This window comes from Kribbella sp. NPDC055110, assembly GCF_053607525.1.
This window is the reverse complement of record NZ_JBSGTS010000008.1, coordinates 54085-71049: the sequence shown is the minus strand read 5'-3', so window position 1 is coordinate 71049 and position 16965 is coordinate 54085. Positions and strand designations below refer to the sequence as shown.

Annotated in this window: 20 protein-coding genes; 8 read left to right on the top strand and 12 right to left on the bottom strand. The window is 68.2% G+C overall.

The annotated features are described in order from the left end of the window. Positions 1-50 precede the first annotated feature (50 nt). On the top strand, positions 51-803 hold the full coding sequence (locus tag ACWF0M_RS14755) for a phosphotransferase family protein (protein WP_452236179.1): 753 nt from the start codon (positions 51-53) through the stop codon (positions 801-803). Continuing rightward, entirely contained in the window at positions 800-1195 is a 396-nt protein-coding gene (locus tag ACWF0M_RS14750) for a GNAT family N-acetyltransferase (protein ID WP_452236178.1), read from the top strand. The genes ACWF0M_RS14755 and ACWF0M_RS14750 overlap by 4 nt, the downstream gene beginning before the upstream one ends. Here the strand turns inward: ACWF0M_RS14750 and ACWF0M_RS14745 are convergent. Continuing rightward, entirely contained in the window at positions 1192-1443 is a 252-nt protein-coding gene (locus tag ACWF0M_RS14745; RefSeq protein ID WP_452236177.1) for a hypothetical protein, read from the bottom strand. The genes ACWF0M_RS14750 and ACWF0M_RS14745 overlap by 4 nt on opposite strands. A 3-nt stretch (positions 1444-1446) precedes the next feature. After that, positions 1447-2322: a hypothetical protein gene (locus ACWF0M_RS14740; protein WP_452236176.1), complete on the bottom strand. Its 876-nt coding sequence runs from the start codon at positions 2320-2322 to the stop codon at positions 1447-1449. A gap of 92 nt (positions 2323-2414) precedes the next feature. On the opposite strand from ACWF0M_RS14740, the gene ACWF0M_RS14735 reads away from it, so the two are divergent. Further along, complete coding sequence (locus ACWF0M_RS14735; protein WP_452236175.1) at positions 2415-3608, top strand: MFS transporter; 1194 nt, start codon at positions 2415-2417, stop codon at positions 3606-3608. Here ACWF0M_RS14735 and ACWF0M_RS14730 read toward each other — a convergent pair. Next, complete coding sequence (locus tag ACWF0M_RS14730) at positions 3605-4300, bottom strand: TetR/AcrR family transcriptional regulator (protein ID WP_452236174.1); 696 nt, start codon at positions 4298-4300, stop codon at positions 3605-3607. The two genes, ACWF0M_RS14735 and ACWF0M_RS14730, sit on opposite strands and share 4 nt — an antisense overlap. Before the next feature lie 46 nt (positions 4301-4346). On the opposite strand from ACWF0M_RS14730, the gene ACWF0M_RS14725 reads away from it, so the two are divergent. Then, the gene (locus ACWF0M_RS14725; protein WP_452236173.1) at positions 4347-5258 is read left to right on the top strand and encodes an SDR family oxidoreductase; all 912 of its coding nucleotides are present in this window, start codon (positions 4347-4349) and stop codon (positions 5256-5258) included. Here ACWF0M_RS14725 and ACWF0M_RS14720 read toward each other — a convergent pair. The 3 genes from ACWF0M_RS14720 to ACWF0M_RS14710 all read right to left on the bottom strand — a co-directional run bounded on the left by ACWF0M_RS14720 (position 5255) and on the right by ACWF0M_RS14710 (position 7720). Next, complete coding sequence (locus ACWF0M_RS14720) at positions 5255-5950, bottom strand: MBL fold metallo-hydrolase (RefSeq protein WP_452236413.1); 696 nt, start codon at positions 5948-5950, stop codon at positions 5255-5257. The two genes, ACWF0M_RS14725 and ACWF0M_RS14720, sit on opposite strands and share 4 nt — an antisense overlap. Before the next feature lie 95 nt (positions 5951-6045). Further along, complete coding sequence (locus ACWF0M_RS14715; RefSeq protein WP_452236172.1) at positions 6046-7002, bottom strand: Abi family protein; 957 nt, start codon at positions 7000-7002, stop codon at positions 6046-6048. A 121-nt stretch (positions 7003-7123) separates the two neighbouring features. Then, positions 7124-7720 carry a LysE/ArgO family amino acid transporter gene (locus tag ACWF0M_RS14710; protein ID WP_452236171.1) on the bottom strand — a complete coding sequence of 199 codons (597 nt, stop codon included), beginning with the start codon at positions 7718-7720 and terminating at the stop codon, positions 7124-7126. 73 nt (positions 7721-7793) lie between these two features. Between ACWF0M_RS14710 and ACWF0M_RS14705 the strand changes: the two genes are divergently transcribed. Further along, complete coding sequence (locus ACWF0M_RS14705; RefSeq protein ID WP_452236170.1) at positions 7794-8681, top strand: LysR family transcriptional regulator ArgP; 888 nt, start codon at positions 7794-7796, stop codon at positions 8679-8681. 511 nt (positions 8682-9192) lie between these two features. Here ACWF0M_RS14705 and ACWF0M_RS14700 read toward each other — a convergent pair. Both ACWF0M_RS14700 and ACWF0M_RS14695 read right to left on the bottom strand, forming a co-directional pair. Then, the gene (locus ACWF0M_RS14700; protein ID WP_452236169.1) at positions 9193-10068 is read right to left on the bottom strand and encodes an SCO6745 family protein; all 876 of its coding nucleotides are present in this window, start codon (positions 10066-10068) and stop codon (positions 9193-9195) included. Next, a complete protein-coding gene (locus tag ACWF0M_RS14695; protein ID WP_452236168.1) occupies positions 10065-10565 on the bottom strand; it encodes an N-acetyltransferase family protein in 501 nt (166 codons plus the stop codon). The genes ACWF0M_RS14700 and ACWF0M_RS14695 overlap by 4 nt, the downstream gene beginning before the upstream one ends. A 61-nt stretch (positions 10566-10626) precedes the next feature. Here ACWF0M_RS14695 and ACWF0M_RS14690 point away from each other — a divergent pair, with 61 nt between their 5' ends. Beyond that, complete coding sequence (locus ACWF0M_RS14690) at positions 10627-11730, top strand: calcium:proton antiporter (protein WP_452236167.1); 1104 nt, start codon at positions 10627-10629, stop codon at positions 11728-11730. Here ACWF0M_RS14690 and ACWF0M_RS14685 read toward each other — a convergent pair. The 3 genes from ACWF0M_RS14685 to ACWF0M_RS14675 all read right to left on the bottom strand — a co-directional run bounded on the left by ACWF0M_RS14685 (position 11696) and on the right by ACWF0M_RS14675 (position 14667). Beyond that, positions 11696-13132, bottom strand: coding sequence for an ankyrin repeat domain-containing protein (locus ACWF0M_RS14685; RefSeq protein WP_452236166.1), 1437 nt, complete (start codon positions 13130-13132; stop codon positions 11696-11698). The two genes, ACWF0M_RS14690 and ACWF0M_RS14685, sit on opposite strands and share 35 nt — an antisense overlap. A 144-nt stretch (positions 13133-13276) precedes the next feature. Next, the gene (locus ACWF0M_RS14680; protein ID WP_452236165.1) at positions 13277-13636 is read right to left on the bottom strand and encodes a YybH family protein; all 360 of its coding nucleotides are present in this window, start codon (positions 13634-13636) and stop codon (positions 13277-13279) included. Further along, positions 13633-14667: an amidohydrolase family protein gene (locus ACWF0M_RS14675; RefSeq protein ID WP_452236164.1), complete on the bottom strand. Its 1035-nt coding sequence runs from the start codon at positions 14665-14667 to the stop codon at positions 13633-13635. The genes ACWF0M_RS14680 and ACWF0M_RS14675 overlap by 4 nt, the downstream gene beginning before the upstream one ends. 121 nt (positions 14668-14788) lie before the next feature. Between ACWF0M_RS14675 and ACWF0M_RS14670 the strand changes: the two genes are divergently transcribed. Then, positions 14789-15622, top strand: a complete 834-nt coding sequence (locus ACWF0M_RS14670; protein WP_452236163.1) for a thiol-disulfide oxidoreductase DCC family protein — start codon at positions 14789-14791, stop codon at positions 15620-15622. Then, positions 15594-16262 carry a TetR family transcriptional regulator gene (locus ACWF0M_RS14665; protein WP_452236162.1) on the top strand — a complete coding sequence of 223 codons (669 nt, stop codon included), beginning with the start codon at positions 15594-15596 and terminating at the stop codon, positions 16260-16262. The genes ACWF0M_RS14670 and ACWF0M_RS14665 overlap by 29 nt, the downstream gene beginning before the upstream one ends. 2 nt (positions 16263-16264) lie before the next feature. Here ACWF0M_RS14665 and ACWF0M_RS14660 read toward each other — a convergent pair whose 3' ends face one another. Further along, on the bottom strand, positions 16265-16774 hold the full coding sequence (locus ACWF0M_RS14660; RefSeq protein WP_452236161.1) for a DinB family protein: 510 nt from the start codon (positions 16772-16774) through the stop codon (positions 16265-16267). Positions 16775-16965 lie beyond the last annotated feature (191 nt).

Genomic DNA, 16965 nt, shown 5'->3' with positions numbered 1-16965 from the left:
CATCCCGAAAATCAGTCACGCCAGGCGGCCGATGTCCTTAGCCTGACGTGGTGCCGAACCATGTGAAGCGCCGCGCGCCCGCCGTACCGGGGTCGATTCCGGCCGTCCTGCAGATGTTCGAGTCCGAGGTCCGGTTCTACCGGGAGATCGCGCCGGTGGTCGGCGTTCGCGTGCCGGAGTGCTACCAGGCGGAGTCCGACGCCGACGGGACGCTGCTCGTCCTGGAGGACCTGTCCGCCTGGACGCCAGGCGCGGAGCCGGCCGCCGGCGCGCGGGCGCTCCGCGAACTCCACGACCGCTGGCGGTGCCGAGCGCACACCGAGTGGGCCTGGCTGCGTTCGCCCGGCGCCGGTGACGTGTTGGTGGCCGAGCTCTACGACCGCACCTGGCCGGCGTTGGCGCGGCGGTCCGATCTGTCCGCGCCGGTGCGTGCGTACGGCGAGCGCCTGGTCGGGCGCGTACTCGAGGCCGAAGCCGCCGTGGCGCGGGCCGGCGAGCCGACGCTGGCCCACGGCGACGCGTCGGCGCAGAACATGCGGACCGGCCCTGACGGGCAGGTGGCGTTGCTCGACTGGGAGGACGTGTCGGCGGCGCCGGGCGTACTGGATCTCGCCTGGTTCCTGGTGTCGTCCGTCGACCCGTCACGGTGGCCGGAAGCGTTGTCGGCGTACGGCGACGTCGACGGGCTCGACGTGGTGCTGCCGTCGGTGATCGTGCAGGGGTATCTGAGCATGTCCGATCTGCCCGATGGCGAGGGTGGAGAGTGGAACGCTCGCCTCGAAGCCGCGGTGGTGATGCTGTGAGGTACGTCGTGCGTTTTCCGGTGGATGATCCGGAGTTGTCGGCGTTGCATGCTGCTGCGTTCGAGGGTGCGCCTGACGTGCAGCCGTGGGCCGAGCGGCTCGAGCGGTGGGCGCTGACCTGGGTAGGGGCCTTCAGCAACGACCAGCTGGTCGGGTTCGTGCAAGTGTGCTGGGACGGCGGCGCCCACGCGTTCGTGCTGGACACCGCCGTACACCCGGATCACGGCCGGCAGGGCATCGGCAAGCACCTCGTGCTGACCGCGGCCGAGGAGGCGCGCAAGGCCGGTTGCGAGTGGCTCCACGTCGACTACGAACCGCACCTGAAGGCGTTCTACGAAGACGCCTGCGGCTTCCGTCCCACCGACGCGGGGCTGCTCAAGCTGCGCCGCTAGCTCTCCTCCCAGGGGTTCTCCAGCTCTCCTGCGGCGATCGCGTGACGTGACGCCGCGTTGTTGCGGTAGCGGAACGGCACCACCTCGAGCGGGAGAGGTTCGCCGGTCCGGCGGGATCGGGCCGCCGACAGCCCGAGTAGCTTGCGCGGCCCCGGTCCCCGCTTGATCCATTCGGTCAGCGAGACCTCGATCGCACCGAACGGATGATCGATCGTGACCAGGATGTCTTCGATGTCGTGCTCCTCCATACCTCACACTGTCGTCGCCGTGAGCCGTTCCGTCGAGATGCAGGACGTCAGGCAGCGTTCCTTCGCGTCGCCGAGCAGGCCGGCGGTCCACGTGGTGAAGCCGCCGTCGCCGAGTCCTTCGCCGCCGCGGTCGATGCCGAGGCCGGTGCCGGCGTAGTAGGTCGCGCTCTTGGTCCGCTTGGCGTCCTCGGTGAACGCGACGTCGAGCGCGGGGCGGACCGTGTCCTCGATCCGGTCCCGCAGCGCCGACTCGGTGAAGGCGGTGAACGTGAGCTCGGCCTTGTCGCCGAGTACGGCATGCCAGAAACTCAGGTGGTCGATCAGCAACTCGGCCTCGGTCCGGCACGACCCGGTATCGCGGGCGCTCGACACCAGCACGAACAGCTCGAAATGCGCAGACATCCCCGGACCGTCGAACGGCTGCGCGCGCACCACCCGCTGACAGGCCGCCAGGTGTACGCGGTCCTGCCCGGCGCGACGTCGTACGGCGGCCTCGATCGCCAACTCGTTCGTCGGATCACTCGCGACCTCGGTCCCGCGGATCGTGCTGACCACCTGGTGCTGGTTGATCGTCGCGATCGCCGAAGACGTGCCCAGCGGCGTGACCGGCGACAACTGCACGCCGTCGAACTTCTCCGGAAGCAGCTCCCACAGGCGTTGCTGCGTCTTCACCAGCTCGCGCGGATCGGTGGTCGAAGGCCGCACGAACCGGTCCTGCTGCCAGCGCTGCAGGAGCCGCGCCGGCGTCACCTTGGCCGCGCGCCGACGCGTCACGTCCAGCAGGACGGACTGCAACTCGGACTGGCTCAACCGGTCCACGAGGGCGTCCCGGCTGCCGTCGGGCAGCTTCGCCCAGAATCGTTCGCTGACGTCTCCCATCGCCCCACTCTGACGGACATATCCCCTGATCCGCGCCTGATTTATGGCGTATGGTCGTGGGCATGCCGCATCTTTGACGCACTGACCGAGGGTTGTCGGTCCGGATCATCGCCTTCGAGGCGTTGCAGGACTTCATCCCGCTCTACCCGCTGTACCAGTTGCTGTTCGCCGATCACGGGCTGTCGGCTGCCCAGATCTCGACGCTGTTCGTCATCTGGTCGGCGACCGGTTTCGTTCTCGAGGTGCCGTCCGGCGCCTGGGCGGACTCGTACTCGCGGCGCAAGCTGCTGATTCTCGGTGCGCTGCTCAGCGGCCTCGGGTACGCCGCCTGGATCACGCTCCCGACGTACGCCGGATTCGCCCTGGGATTCGTCCTGTGGGGTACGTCGTCGGCGCTGATCTCCGGCACCTACGAGGCGTTCGTGTACGACGAACTCGCCGCGCGGGATCGCACCGAGCACTACCCGACGCTGCTCGGACGTGCGCGATCCGCGTCGTTCGTGATGAACCTGGCCGCGACCGCGCTCGCGACTCCGCTGTTCAACCTCGGCGGCTACACGTTGGCCGGTGTGGTCAGCGTGCTCAGCTGTGTGGTGCAAGCGGGCGTCGCGTGGTCGTTGCCTGAGGCGCGCCCGGTCGAGGCCGCCCGGGAGTCGGACGAGCCGGGTGCACGGGCGGCGTTCGGCAACTATCTCCACATGCTGAGGTCCGGCGTGACGGAGGTGCTGACGAGTCGGCTGGTCCGGCGGGCTGTTGCGTTGGTCGCGCTGCTCGGCGGCTTCCTCGCGTTCGACGAGTACTTCCCGCTGCTCGCCCGCGAGACCGGTGCGGCGACGAGCGTGATCCCGTTGCTGATCGCGGGAACCGTGGCGGCACAGGCGATCGGCAGTGCGCTCGCCGGACCGGCGTACAAGTTGCCTGCAGCAACCTTCGCGACGGCGCTCGCGGCCACCGCGGTGCTGATCGCGACCGGATCGCTGAGCCGGTCGGCGTGGGGATTCCTGCCGATCGCGCTTGGGTACGGCGCCATGCAGCTGGTGATCGTGGTGTCCGAGTCGCGCCTGCAGGACGCGATCACCGGCCCCGCGCGGGCGACCGTGACATCGGTGTCCGGACTGTTCGCCGAGGTCTCCGCGATCGCGGTGTACGGCGGGTTCGCGCTCGGATCGGTGTGGTTCACGATGTCGATCCTCGTCGCGGCCTTGACGATCCCGGTGCTGTTGACCGCGTTCGTCGTACCGTTCGCGCTGCCTGAGCCACGCAGGTCGGTGACCGCCGACAGTTAGGGGTGTTTCGCGCTACCGGCGGCGACTCCTGCGGTCAGTGTTGCGAGCCCGGACTCGAAGCCGCTGTCGAAGTCGTAGGCGAGCCCCTCCGCGCCTAGGTCGTTGACGATCCGAGTCAGGGTCGGGGCCTTGTGGGCGGGCAGCGCGCGGACCCGGGTGAGCAGGTCGGGGGCGAGCTCGAACGTCTCCGCGCGCACCGACGCCTCGCCGAGGCTGAAGCCGTGGATGAAGTCGATCAGGGTGTTCGCGGCCTCGAAGATCTCGCGCGGTGCGAGGCCGGCCCGGTCGAGGGCCCGGTAGAACGGCTCCATAGTGACCACGACGACGTCCGACACCGCGGAAGTGTCCGACAGCACCTGGAGCGCGAGGTTCGGGTGCTGGCGGAGACCGTCGCGGTAGGCGCGGGCCGCCTGCTTGAGCTGCTCGTCCCACGGAACCGCGTCGCCCGGATCGGGGAGTTCCAGGCCGGCGAACACGAGCTCCGCGAGACCGGCGAGGACAGCGGCCTTGTTCGGCAGGTGGTGGTACAGCGACATCGGGTTGACCTTCAGTGTGGCGGCCAGCCTCCGCATGGTCAGCGCGTCGATGCCCTCGTCGTCGACGATTCCGAGCGCGGCGGTCAGGATCACGTCCCGGCTCAGCCGCTCCTCACCGGCGCGGGGTCGCCCGGAGCGCTTGCCGACATTAACCATACGACGTATGGTACATAATCGTACAACGTATGGATAAGGAGGGCGCATGCAGCCGTTGACAGGAAAGGTGGCGCTGGTCGCCGGTGCGACCCGGGCAGCCGGACGGGGAATCGCGGTCGAGCTCGGCGCGGCCGGCGCGACCGTGTACGTGACCGGACGGAGCACGCGGGAACGGCGGTCCGAGATGAACCGGCCGGAGACGATCGAGGAGACCGCGGAACTGGTCGACAAGGCAGGCGGCCACGGCATCGCCGTACCGGTGGATCATCTGGATCCGGTACAGGTCCGTGGACTGGTCGAGCGGATCGAACGCGAGCAGGGCGCGCTGCACATCCTGGTGAACGACATCTGGGGTCAGCACGGCGAGCCCGAGTGGGACAAGACCGTGTGGGAGAGCGACCTCGAGAGCGGTCTTCGGCTGCTGCAGCTGGGCGTGAACACGCATGTGATCACCAGCCACTACGCGCTGCCGTTGCTGATCAAGTCACCCGGTGGGCTCGTGATCGAGATGACGGACGGCACGAGCGAGTACAACGCCGACAACTACCGCGTCTCGTTCTTCTACGACGTCGCGAAGGGCGCGGTCGGGCGGATCGCGTTCGCGTTGGCTCACGACCTGGACAAGTACGACGCGACCGCCGTACTGCTCACGCCCGGCTGGCTACGGTCCGAGGCGATGCTCGAAGGGTTCGGCGTCCGCGAGGAGAACTGGCGCGACGCCACCGAACGGATACCGCACTTCGCGATCTCCGAAAGCCCGTCGTACGTCGGCCGCGCGGTAGCAGCCCTCGCCGCCGACCCCGACGTACGGCGCTGGAACGGCAAATCCACCTCGAGCGGCGAACTCGCCCAGATCTACGACTTCACCGACCTCGACGGCTCCCGCCCCGACGCCTGGCGCTACATCGTCGAGGTAGAACAACCCGGCAAACCCGCCAACACAACGGGCTACCGCTAGAGCTGGTACGGCGCACACACCCGGCCCCCACCCGCCGGAACCACCGCGGGCGAGGCGTCGGCTGACAGGGGTGCGTGTGGGTGTGCTGCGGCTATGGGGACGCCTGTTGCGGCCGCCAGGGCAAGGAGATCGCGGCGTGAGGTGATGGCTACGGCCGGGTCGCGCTCGTACACGTACGTCAGCTCCGGCCACCGCGCCTGCGCCGGATGCACCAGCACATCACCACCGAGGATCGCCCGCTCCGTCACCACCGACTGATGCCCAGGCGTGTGCCCCGGCGTACGCAGCAACCGCATCCCGCGCAGCGCAACGTCCCCGTCGACCACCCGCAGTTGGCCGGCTTCCTCGATCGGCCGGATCCGCTTCGAGTACGTCGAACCATTCCGCACATGCTCGAGCTCATCCCGCTGCACGACGTACTCCGCCCGCGGAAACCCCGGCCGCACCCCGTCCGACACCCACCCCACATGATCCAGATGCACATGCGTCAACACGACCGCATCGACATCCGCCGCCTCCACCCCCACCTGCCCCAACAACTGCGGCAACCGCCCCGAAACCCCCAACCACTCAGCCGCCTCCCCACCAGCAGGCCCGACCCCCGCATCCACCAACACCACACCCGACCCAGAAACCACCAAATAGCTATGAAAATGCAGCAACCACCCATCCCCCCGAACATTCCCCGGCATCACCCGCGCCGTCCACGCCGCCTGCTCCAACCCCCAGTCAGGCAGCGCGTCAGAAACCCCCTCCGGAAACACAGCCACCGCATCACACAACACCGTCACGTCCACGGCCAGCCCCCTTCCCACCCAGCCGGAAACCCCATCTCCGACAACTTCCGTCCACACGCCGGAATCTCCTGCTCCACCAGCTCACGAACCTCCGAGACCCATTCGCCACGGCCGATCTGCTGCAGCAAGAACGCCAGCACACACAAAGTCGAGTAGATGCGGTTGTGTGTCGTCTGCAGGCTGCTCAGGTTGCGAAGGTCCGGGATGTCGGCGAGGGGGCGCGGCGCGACCTGGTAGACGAGGTGCCGGTTCCACAGCCGGGAGTGGTGGGCGCAGACGTTGCGGACGTAGTTGAGTACGCGTAGCCAGTTGCCCAAGGCGTGTCCGTTGCCCACTCCACGGTCGTCGAAGATCCCCAGATCACTGGCGATAGCAGTGCGGTCGGCCGCCTTCAGACCTCGGTACAGGTGAGACGTGGCACCGAAGTCCAGGATCTCCGTGATGACCCAGACCGGCAGTCGGCCGTCGTACTTCGTCTGGAAATGCACGACGAAGTCCTCGGAGGAGCGGGCTTGGGCAGCGACGACTCTACGCAGCCAACCGTCGTAATGGCTGGGCTGTCCTCCGGCGGACCGGGTGAACTGGCCGTCAAGGTTCGCCGGGTCCAGGTGCGCGTAGGCGCCGCGTTTGCCCAAAGTGAAGCCGATCATCACGCGCAGGGCGATCTCCACGCGCTCGATCGCGTCCAGGACATGCAGCTTGAGCCGGCGGTCGGCGTCGTACAGCCGAACCACCGTGCTGAAGTTCGTACCCGCGACGAACTGGTCGTCGCGCTGTCTGCGGCCGAGCTGGCGACGGTACGGGTACCAGTAGCCGCTCAATCGGTAGTAGCCGACCACGCTCAGCAGTTCGGCTGCGGCGGCGGGGTCGTCGATGACCATGCCTCGGCTCTTCAGGAGCTGGACTTGGTCGTCGAAGGACAGGTGTGGCTTCGTGTAGGGCAGCACGTGAAATCCCCCGGAAAAGACGACCAGCCCGTGCCCGAGTGGGCAGAGGGGCTGGCCTTGCTACTCACAGTCTATCCGGATGCGCGGGTAGCGACCAAGTCGAATTCTGGGGCTGTGGATATCAGGAGAGGAGCATCCAGGTGGCGAGGGTGGTCATGAGGAGGGCTATGGAGGTGTCGAGGAATCGCCAGGCTCGGGGGCGGGCGAAGAAGGCGGAGAGTCTGCGGGAGAAGAAGCCCAGGGAGAAGAACCAGGTGAAGCTGGCGGTCACGGCTCCCAGGCCGTAGAGCCAGCGGCCGTCGGTGCCTCGTTGGTTTGCCAGCGCGCCGAGGAGTACGACGGTGTCGAGGTACACGTGCGGGTTGAGGTAGGTGAAGCCGAGGCAGGCGAGTACGACGCTGCGCAGGGCGGCCGGGGCATGGTCGGCGGGGGTGATCGAGCCGGGGTTGAAGGCGCGTTTCGCGGCCAGGAACGCGTACGTGTAGAGGAAGGCGGCGCCGCCGAACTTGGCGATGTCGAGGGCCAGCTGGCTGCGGGTGAGGAGTGCGCCGAGGCCGAGGATGCCGCTGGAGATCAGGAGTGCATCGGAGAGCGCGCACGTCAGGACCACCGGGAGGACGTGCTCGCGGCGGAGTCCCTGGCGGAGGACGAACACGTTCTGGGCGCCGATCGCCACGATCAGCGACAGTGCCGTGGCGAAACCGGCGAGGAGGGGCATGTCTTCGACGGTAGGCATCCGACCGGCTTCAAACCAGCTAAAGATTCTGATGCACCATTAGGATTGCTTCATCATGCAATTCGACTCCGTGCAGCTCGAGACCTTCGTCGCCGTACTCGACGAAGGCAGTTTCGACGCTGCCGCCAGGCGGTTGCGCGTGACGCCGTCCGCGGTCAGTCAACGAATCAAGGCGTTGGAGAGTCGCCTCGGTCAGGTCGTCGTGATGCGCGGCAAGCCGGCGCGAGCGACCGCGGCTGGTGCGGCGCTGCTCCGGCTCGCCCGCCAGGTCTCGCTGCTCGAACTGGAGGCGATCGCCGCCGTCCGCGGCACGATCGACGCGCAGCGGATCCCGATCGCGGTGAACGCGGACTCGCTCAACAACTGGTTCCTGCCCGCCATGCTCGACCTGTCCCGGACCCACAACGCCCGGTTTCTGGTGCACCAGGAGGACGAGGAGCACTCGGCCGAGTACCTCCGCAACGGCACGGTCCTGGCCGCCGTCACCGCGGATCCGCGACCGGTTCAGGGTTGCCGCGTCGTACGGCTCGGAAAGATGCGGTACCTCCCGCTGGCAACCCCGGAGTACGCCGAACGCTGGCTGACCGGCAAGCCGCTGCCGGAGGCGCTCGCCGAGGCACCGATGGTGGTGTTCAACGAGAAGGACGTCCTGCAGCATCGCCTGGTCCGCAAGGTGACCCGGCGGAAGCTGGATCCGCCGTCGCACGCGATCCCGGCGTCCGCGCCGTTCCACGAAGCGGTCCGGATCGGGCTCGGCTGGGGGATGATCGAGGACCAGGTCGCCGGACCCGAGCTGGCCGCCGGCCGCCTGGTAGAAGTTGCTCCAGGCAAGTACATCGACGTACCGCTGTACTGGCAGCACTGGAAGCTCGAGTCCGGCATCCTCGACGCGCTCACCGCCGCGGTTCTGCGTGCTGCTGAGGCAGGCCTTCGTACGACGTGAGTTCGCTGTTGTTGCGTTCGCCGTACGTGCCGACGATCTTGGCGGGGACGGTCAGCATCAGTCCCCAAGGCTTAGCACCGGGTCAGTCGCTGCGCACAGCTCCTGTGCTGGATGTGTGGGTCGGTGTGGCTGCCAGGTCTGGGTGTGCGAGCTGGGGATTGCCACCCACCTGAAGCGACCAGCCAACGTCCCCAGTCGCTCCCGTCATCCCGGCTGGAACTCGCCTGGGCTCGGGCGAGTGTGTGCTGCGGGTCTTGTGCAGGTCGACAGTACGTATACGTCCACTGGCCCGCGATCCGGCCCGCCGCCCGGTGCGCGGTGCCGGGTAGTAGACGTATACGTACTGTCGAGCTGCAGATTGCGTCGAACCGCGTCTCTACGGGTCCGTGGTCGGCCGGTTGCCGGGGGACACATCGTCTCTGGGTGCTGTGCACAGGAAATACCAGGTCCCGGCCCACCAGAACCTGTCTCACGGCCCGCAACTCACCCACACATCCGACACCAGAGTCGGTTAGTCCCAGCGCATGGCCATCGGGTTGTTGGGTGGGATCAGGCCGTCGGACATCAGTACGGCGCTCAGCGGCCGGACGAGATCGTGCAACTCGGCGGTCAGCTCGTCGCCCAACGCACGCCAGCCCTGGTCCGCTAATGAGTCTGTGGTGTCCTCCACCTGCTGCCGTAGCGCCCGGCCGCTCTCGGTGAGCTGCCCGTCGGATGACAGCAGTCCCCGACTTCGCAGGTCGTCCTCGGCGGCCGCCCATTCCTCATCGCTCCATCGCCGGTTGAGCTGGAAGACCTCCTTCGACGGTCCGCCCGCCGCGGACAGCGTCACCAGCGCCTGGCACGGGCTGAGCCCGGCGCCGACGAGTGCCGCGACATGCCCGTCACCCCGTGATTCCCGCAGGATCGTGGTCGCCTGCCAGAGCACCAGGTGCGGCTCGTCCGGCCACTCGAGCGCTGCGTTCGCCGCCGCAATCGGCCGCCCCGCGACCGGCACCAGCTCCGCCGCACGTCGCCCCACCTCAGCAGCCCGCGCAAACCGAGCCGCCTGCCCGGAGCCAGCCGTCTGCGCGGCATTGGCGTCCGGGAACAGTCGGCGTACGGCGTTGTCCACGGCTTTCAGGCGTGCGTCGAGGAGTTGGGCTGGGGTGGCGTAGGTCCAGGCGTCGGGGAGGGAACGCGCGACCATCGCCGGGTGGAAGTTGTAGAACACGGCGGCCACGAGCTCCGGGCCGACCGGGCCGAGGGGTGCGGCGCGGCAGCCGAAGTAGCTCATCCACCCGCCCTTCAGCCCGAGCGCGTCGGTCGCCTTCCGGGTCTCGGGCGCGAAGTACGTGATCGCGTGGTACGGCTCCAACGCCTTCCACATCCGGCGGGCGCGATTCATGGCAGTGGGCGGTACATCACGTGCAGGCCGACGTACCCGAGTTTGGGGTGGTCGAAGGCTTCCGGGACGGTGCCGGCGATGCGGAAGCCGAGGGACTGCCAGAGGCGTACGGCGGGTTCGTTGGTCTCGACGACCGCGTTGAACTGGATCGAGCGGAACCCGGAGCGGCCGGCCCACGCGATCATGTCCTCGCAGAGCAGCCGGCCGACGCCCTTGCCGCGGGCTCTCCCGTCGACCATGAAGCTCGCGCTGGCGACGTGTGCGCCGGGACCGGGACGGTTCGGGTACATGTTCGCGCTGCCGAGAACGGTGCCGTCGGCATCGACCGCGACAGTGGTCCGGGCGAGCGGCGAACTGGACGGCGACATCCAGAGCCCGCGGGCCTGCTCCTCGGTCAGCTCCGGGTCGTACGTGTACGTCTCGCGGGCGCTGACGATCTCGTGGAAGAACGGCCAGATGGCCGGCCAGTCGTCCGCGGTCGCGTTCCTGATCTGCACGAGAGAAGCATCACCCGAGGTGCGCCGGATGCCAAGAGGATTGCCGATAGGCTGTCTGAGGATGAGAAACTCCGTGATCCAAGGGCTGCCGCGCTGGACGTTGGCCGTGCCGCCGCTCGCCTTCGTCGTCCTGCTCGGGACCTGGCACCGCGACCTGGGCGCGGTCCTACTGATCCTGGTCTGTCTCGGTCTCGGTGCCGCTGTGATCGCCGCGGTGCACCACGCGGAGGTGGTCGCGCACCGCGTCGGTGAACCGTTCGGCACGCTGATCCTGGCGCTCGCGGTGACGATCATCGAGGTCGCGCTGATCGTCACGCTGATGGCGTCGGGTGGCGACAAGGCAGCGTCGCTGGCCCGCGACACCGTGTTCGCCGCGGTGATGATCACCTGCAACGGGATCCTCGGGCTGGCGCTCGTCGTCGGCTCGCTGCGGCACCGCGTGCAGGAGTTCCGGGTGCAGGCGTCGTACTCCGCGCTCTCGGTGACGACTGCGCTGGTCACGCTGAGCTTGGTGCTGCCAACGTTCACCACGAGCGCCGAGGGGCCGCGGTTCAGTTCGGCGCAGCTGGCGTTCGCGGGTGTGACGTCGCTGGTGCTGTACGGCGTGTTCGTGTTCATCCAGACGATCCGGCATCGGGACTATTTCCTCCCGGTCGCGCCGGACGGGGACGTCGACGAGGACGAGGACCACCACGCGGCCGCGCCGAGTGGGAAGACCGCGCTGCTGAGTCTCGGGCTGCTGTTCGTCTGCCTGATCTCGGTGGTCGGGCTCGCCAAGACCGTGTCGCCGAAGCTCGAGTCCGCGGTGGAGTCGGCCGGCGCGCCGCTCTCCGTCGTCGGTGTTGTGATCGCGCTGCTCGTGCTGCTGCCGGAGACGGTTGCCGCAGTACGCGCGGCACTGCGGAACCGTCTCCAGACCAGCGTCAACCTGGCGCTCGGCTCAGCGTTGGCCAGCATCGGCCTGACCATCCCCGCGATCGCGGTCGCCTCGATCTGGCTGAGCGGTCCGCTCGTCCTCGGGCTGGGCGGCAAGGAGATGGTGCTGTTCGGGCTGACGGTCGTGACCGGCATGTTCACCCTCTCGACCGGCCGGGCGACGTTGCTGCAGGGCGCCATTCACCTCGCGGTGTTCAGTGCGTTCCTGTTCCTCGCGGTAAGCCCCTGAGGTAGTCGATCACCGCCTGCTGGTGGTTGTGCTCGGCCCAGCCCAGCGCGTCCCCGCTGTAGTTGGGGTCGCGCACCCCCGGGTCGGCACCCAGTTCGATCAGTTTCTGCACCGTCTCCAGGTGACCGTTGAGTGCGGCGCGGTGGATCGGCGCCGCACCGCCCGACACCCGGCTCAGGTCGTACCCGAGCCGCTGCAACGGTTCCATCGCCACCGTCCGCCCGATCTCGGCGGCGCGAACGGGCAGGTGCGGCTCACGCGCGACTGCACGTGCGGCCAGGTCGGCGTCCACGTCCGGTGTCTCACCACGCATCGCCGCGGCGTACACCTCATGGATCTCGTCCAGCGGGGCGGCACCTCGAGCGCGGAGCAGTTCTGCGATCTCGGTGTGCCCTTGTACGGCGGCCAGTTCGTACGGGCGATGGCCACCGAACACCGGGTGCCTGGTTCCGACACCCTCCGGATCGGTGCCTTGGGCAAGTACCAGTTCGGCCCGGCGCAGCAGGCCGGCCGAGGACGCGAAGACCAGTTCGTCCTCGAGTAGTTGCTGCGGGGTGGGGTGTGCGGTCGTCATCCGTTGGTGCCACGGGCCGCCGTCGCCGCGGCCCAATCCGTACTCCAGCAGGAGTTCCAGGTGCACATCGTCGTACGGCGGGGGACAGCCGGGACCGCAGTTGTACATCGTCTGGCTGTCGTTCGGGTCGGCGCCCGCGGCGAGGAGGAGTCGTGCGAGTTCGACGCGTTGTGCGTGCGGAGGCTGGTCGCCCTCGCCGCGGCCGAAGACGCCGGTGAGTGCGGTGAACGGTGACGGCATCCCCTGCCAGAGGTAGCCGGCGTTCGGATCGGCGCCGTTCTCGAGGAGCAGGCGTGCGATCTCGACCTGGTTCGGTGCATCGAGGCGGTTGTACGTGAGGTAGAGGAGGGGTTCCCAGCGGTACGGTCCGCCTTCGGTGCTCGCCTGAGTGAAGTCGATCCCGTGGAGGTTGCCGGAGACAACCTGTGTATAGATGTTGCTCTGGGCAATCTCCGGGTAACGGTTCAGGAGGTTCCGCGCGGACTGTTGCCGGGCCGGATCGTCCTGTCCGTAGTGCAAGGTCGCGAGGCGGAGGAACTCGTCGGCGCGCTGCTCAGGAGTGTCGAGCGGGCCGCCGACGGATTGCTTGTGGGGCGAGCGGCTGTAGCGGTCGACCAGCTCGAGGTGCCGGACGATCCGCGGCCAGCTCGGGAACCCGTAGCTGCGCGCGATCACCAGCTGCGCGTCCGCCAATGTCTGCACGGGATGGAACTCTGCGGCCAGCGCGAGCGCTGCGCTCTCACCGGCGCGGACCCCTTTGAGCAGGGTCTTGGCCTGACCGCGCAGGTGATCGAGGTGCGGGTCGTTCGGAAGATTTCGGGTCGGCATCGCCGACCTCCTCTCTACGAGCCTGCTGTCCGCATCGTCAGGCGAGAAAGGAGGTGAACTGGTGCCACACCACAACAATCATCCAGGTGGGCTGAGCCCTTCCCGCGGACCGGTGGCACCCTGAGCGCCTACCGGCAGGTTAGCTCAGCGCGGCTTTTCCATCCACCATTCGATGAACTCGTACGCGCGGTCCTTGTCCAGCCGGATCACCCAGAGGTTGCTGAACTCGCCCGGCGGATTCGTCAGGTACGTCGTCCAGCCGCGGACGAAGGCGACGCCGTCACCGAACCCGAGCACCTCGTACTCGAATGTCGTCTCGCCGGGCGCGTCGGCGATGTCGAGCCAGGCCGCGACGATCGCCTCCCGGCCGGTCACCGGAGCCTCGTCCGGCCGCCGGTACCAGGCGGCGTCCTCGGTCCAGAGCGCGGCGATGTCCTTGGGATCGTTGCTCTCCCACGCCTTCCGGTACCTGTCGACCCAGCGGTCGAGGTCCTTCTCCTTCACGAGATCCGCCGATGGTTGAGGACGACCGCGGCCGGAGTCGCGAGTACGTCGGGACGCTCGCGCGGATCCGCGTCGTACGTGACCAGGTTGCCGGCACCGCTCAGCCCGAGGAAGTCCTGCGCACCGGTCGAGGCCGCGGTGATCGCCTGCTCCACGGTCAGCCCGTGCTTGACGAGCTGGTCGATCTCGGCGGCGACGGTGCCGACCACATCCGATCCGGTCAGCACGCGCACGCCGTACCGCTCGGCCAGCGGGAGAATCGAGGCGAGGTACGCCGATCGCGCTTCGCGCTGGACCTTGCGCTCCGGGGTCTCGTCGGGGCTCGGCGTGATGGAGGCGCAGAGCGTCGGCGTCCACGCGCCGCCCCGCGCGCCGAGCGCCTGCAGGTCCTGCTCGGTGAGCGCCGTACCGTGCTCGACCGAGTCGATGCCGACCCGGATCAGCTCGCTGACGTGGTCGGTGTTGACGTGCGCCGCGACGCGGACGTTGCGCGAATGGGCCAGTTCGACCATCGCCTCGACCACCTCGATGTCGTACGACGGGCTGACCCTGCTGCCGCGGATCGGGCCGTCCGGACCGACCTCGGGGAAGTCGCCGACGAGTTTGAGCCAGGTCGCGCCGTCGGCGATCTCGGCCTCGACCGCGGTGAGCAGATCCTCGGGGGCGACCGGCTCGTACGCGTCCGGGAAGTACCGGCCGTTCGGGGCGAGGAAGCGGCCGGCCGCGAGGACCAGCGGGCGGTCGGGGTCCGCGGTCCGGGCGAGTTCGAGGGTGACCTCGCGGTTGCCGCCGACATCTCGCACCGCGCTCACGCCGGCGTCCGCCAGTTCGCCGAGTCGCTCGGCGGCGAAGGCGGTGTCGCGCAGGACCGGGCCGTTCGGGCCGCCCGCCAGGGTCAGGTGACAGTGCGAGTCGACCAGGCCCGGTACGGCGTACCGCCCGGGCAACTGCTCGCCGGACGGGTCCTGGCCGAACGTCAGACGGGCGGTGTCGCCGGAGGGAAGGACGGTTCCTTCGAAGACCCAAGTCATGAAGCTCATCCTGCCTCAGCAGAGACGCGGATCACATGACGCTCGACTTGAACATGTTCAAAAGAGCGGCGTACGGTCAGGGCCAAGAGAATTGAACGTGTTCAAGAAGTGGGGACAAACGATGGACATGACAGTCACGACGTACCTGGTCTACCTGCTGATCGCCGTGCCGCTGACGATCTGGGTGGCGCGGACGCTGAGCCGGAACGGGCGGATCTTCCTGGTCGACGTGTTCCACGGGAACGCCGAGTTCGCCGACGCGGTGAACCGGCTGCTGGTGGTCGGGTTCTACCTGATCAACCTCGGGTTCGTGACGCTGTTCCTGCGCAGCGGGAGCGCGGTGGTGGACGCGAGCGGGGTGTTCGAGCAGCTGAGCGTGAAGCTCGGGGATCGTGATGCTGGTGCTCGGGGTGGTGCACCTGACGAACGTGTGGATCTTCAACAAGATCCGTACCCGCAGCCGGCTCGACAGCATGACCCGCCCGCCGGTGCCGCCGAACGACACCATTCAGCCGGTGACGGAGCAGTACGGGTACTGAAGATGGTGCGTGAGTTGACGGTTCTGTACGACGCCCATTGCGGGATGTGCCGCCGCTTCAAGGACTGGCTGGCGGCGCAGCACCCGGCGCCGGACGGGTACGGCGGCGTGGTGCGTCTGCGGTTCGTCGCGGCGGGGTCGACGGATGCGCGGACGCGCTACCCCGCGCTGGACCATGACGCGACGCTGCGGGACATCACCGTGGTCGCCGACGACGGGTCCGTGTACGTCGGCGATCGCGCCTGGATCGTGTGTCTGTGGGCCACGGGGGAGCACCGGCACACCGCCGTACGACTGGCGAGCCCGGCGCTGCGGCCGGTGGCGCGGGCGATCGTCCAGGCCGCGGCGGGGCTGCGGCGGTTGAGTGGAGGTGATTACGCTGACGGGTGTGACGGACAGTGCGACCGCGAAGGGTGAGCAGACGCGTGAGCTGATCCTGTCGACCGCGTTGCGGTTGTTCCGGGAGCAGGGGTACGGGAAGACCACGATGCGCGCGATCGCCAACGAGGCGGGCGTGTCGGTGGGGAACGCGTACTACTACTACGGTTCCAAGGACCACCTCATGCAGGCGTACTACGACCTGCTGCAGGACCAGCACCGCGAGGCGGTCGAGCCGATTCTCGCGACCGAGAAGGCGTTCGTGCCGCGGTTGGCCGGCGTACTGCGGACGTGGCTGGACGTGGCTGCGCCGTACCACGAGTTCGCCGGCACGTTCTTCAAGACGGCGGCCGATCCGCGCAGCCCGTTGTCGCCGTTCAGCGAAGAATCCCGCCCGGCGAGGGACGCGAGTGTGGAGATCTTCCGGCAGGTCATCGACGGCTCCGACCTGAAGCTGTCCGCCGACCTCAAGTCCGAGCTCCCCGAGCTCCTCTGGCTGCTGCAGATGGGCGTGGTCCTCTTCTGGGTCCACGACCGGTCCGAGGACGTCCGCCGTACCCGCGCTCTGATCGACCGAGCCGTCCCGCTTGTGGACCGCCTACTCCGCCTGACCCGCATCCCCGGCGTCCGAGGCGTCACCACCGACATCGTCGCCCTGATCAACTCGATCAAGCCGTAGATCTACTCGCCGGTGGCGCCGTCCAGGCGTTCGCGGAGGAGGTCGGCGTGGCCGTTGTGGCGGGCGTACTCCTCGATCATGTGGATGTAGAGGTAGCGGAGCGAGTACGGCGGTTCGTGGCCGGGGCGGAGGAACGTGTCGTCCAAGGCGTAGGCCGAGGCCAAGGAGTCCGAGGTCTTGACGATCTCGCGGAATTCCTCGAGATCTCGCTCGGCCGCGGCGGGATCGGCGAGATCGAAGTCGCCGTCGGGATGCTCGGCGCTCCAGTGCTTCGGCGGCGAGTCGTGACCCGCCAGCGCGCGATGGAACCAGTACTTCTCGACCTCGCTCAGGTGCCGGACGAGTCCGATCAACGACATGCTGGACGGGTCCACGGTGCGCTGGACGAGCTGTTCACCGGTGAGCCCGGAGACCTTCCAGAGGAGCGTCCCGCGATGGTAATCGAGGAACCCCTGCAGCAGCACCCGCTCGTCGGCGGCGGTCGGCGGATCGACCCGAAACTGTTCCGTCACGAGCAGAACCTAACCCGTGTGACGAGCGTCCCGTAAGAAACGGCCCCGTTGTGCCGTAAACTAAGAGAGACGGCCCGCCCAGTTCTGCCTCGGGCCGGTGAGCGCAATTACTGTGCGCCAGCAGTCGACCACCACGCGCCGCGGCCCACCGGCCGCGCCGGGCAGGACGACCCCCGATCTTTTGGAGTACC

Excerpts from the sequence above, each read along its gene's own strand:
- ACWF0M_RS14700 (WP_452236169.1), bottom strand. The coding sequence starts at position 10,068 with ATGAATCGCGCCCGCCGGATGTGGAAGGCGTTGGAGCCGTACCACGCG.
- ACWF0M_RS14705 (WP_452236170.1), top strand. The coding sequence starts at position 7,794 with ATGCAATTCGACTCCGTGCAGCTCGAGACCTTCGTCGCCGTACTCGAC.
- ACWF0M_RS14730 (WP_452236174.1), bottom strand. The coding sequence starts at position 4,300 with ATGGTTAATGTCGGCAAGCGCTCCGGGCGACCCCGCGCCGGTGAGGAG.
- ACWF0M_RS14725 (WP_452236173.1), top strand. The coding sequence starts at position 4,347 with ATGCAGCCGTTGACAGGAAAGGTGGCGCTGGTCGCCGGTGCGACCCGG.
- ACWF0M_RS14670 (WP_452236163.1), top strand. The coding sequence starts at position 14,789 with ATGGACATGACAGTCACGACGTACCTGGTCTACCTGCTGATCGCCGTG.
- ACWF0M_RS14745 (WP_452236177.1), bottom strand. The coding sequence starts at position 1,443 with ATGGAGGAGCACGACATCGAAGACATCCTGGTCACGATCGATCATCCG.
- ACWF0M_RS14710 (WP_452236171.1), bottom strand. The coding sequence starts at position 7,720 with ATGCCCCTCCTCGCCGGTTTCGCCACGGCACTGTCGCTGATCGTGGCG.
- ACWF0M_RS14740 (WP_452236176.1), bottom strand. The coding sequence starts at position 2,322 with ATGGGAGACGTCAGCGAACGATTCTGGGCGAAGCTGCCCGACGGCAGC.
- ACWF0M_RS14720 (WP_452236413.1), bottom strand. The coding sequence starts at position 5,950 with ATGCCGGGGAATGTTCGGGGGGATGGGTGGTTGCTGCATTTTCATAGC.
- ACWF0M_RS14675 (WP_452236164.1), bottom strand. The coding sequence starts at position 14,667 with ATGACTTGGGTCTTCGAAGGAACCGTCCTTCCCTCCGGCGACACCGCC.
- ACWF0M_RS14685 (WP_452236166.1), bottom strand. The coding sequence starts at position 13,132 with ATGCCGACCCGAAATCTTCCGAACGACCCGCACCTCGATCACCTGCGC.
- ACWF0M_RS14690 (WP_452236167.1), top strand. The coding sequence starts at position 10,627 with ATGAGAAACTCCGTGATCCAAGGGCTGCCGCGCTGGACGTTGGCCGTG.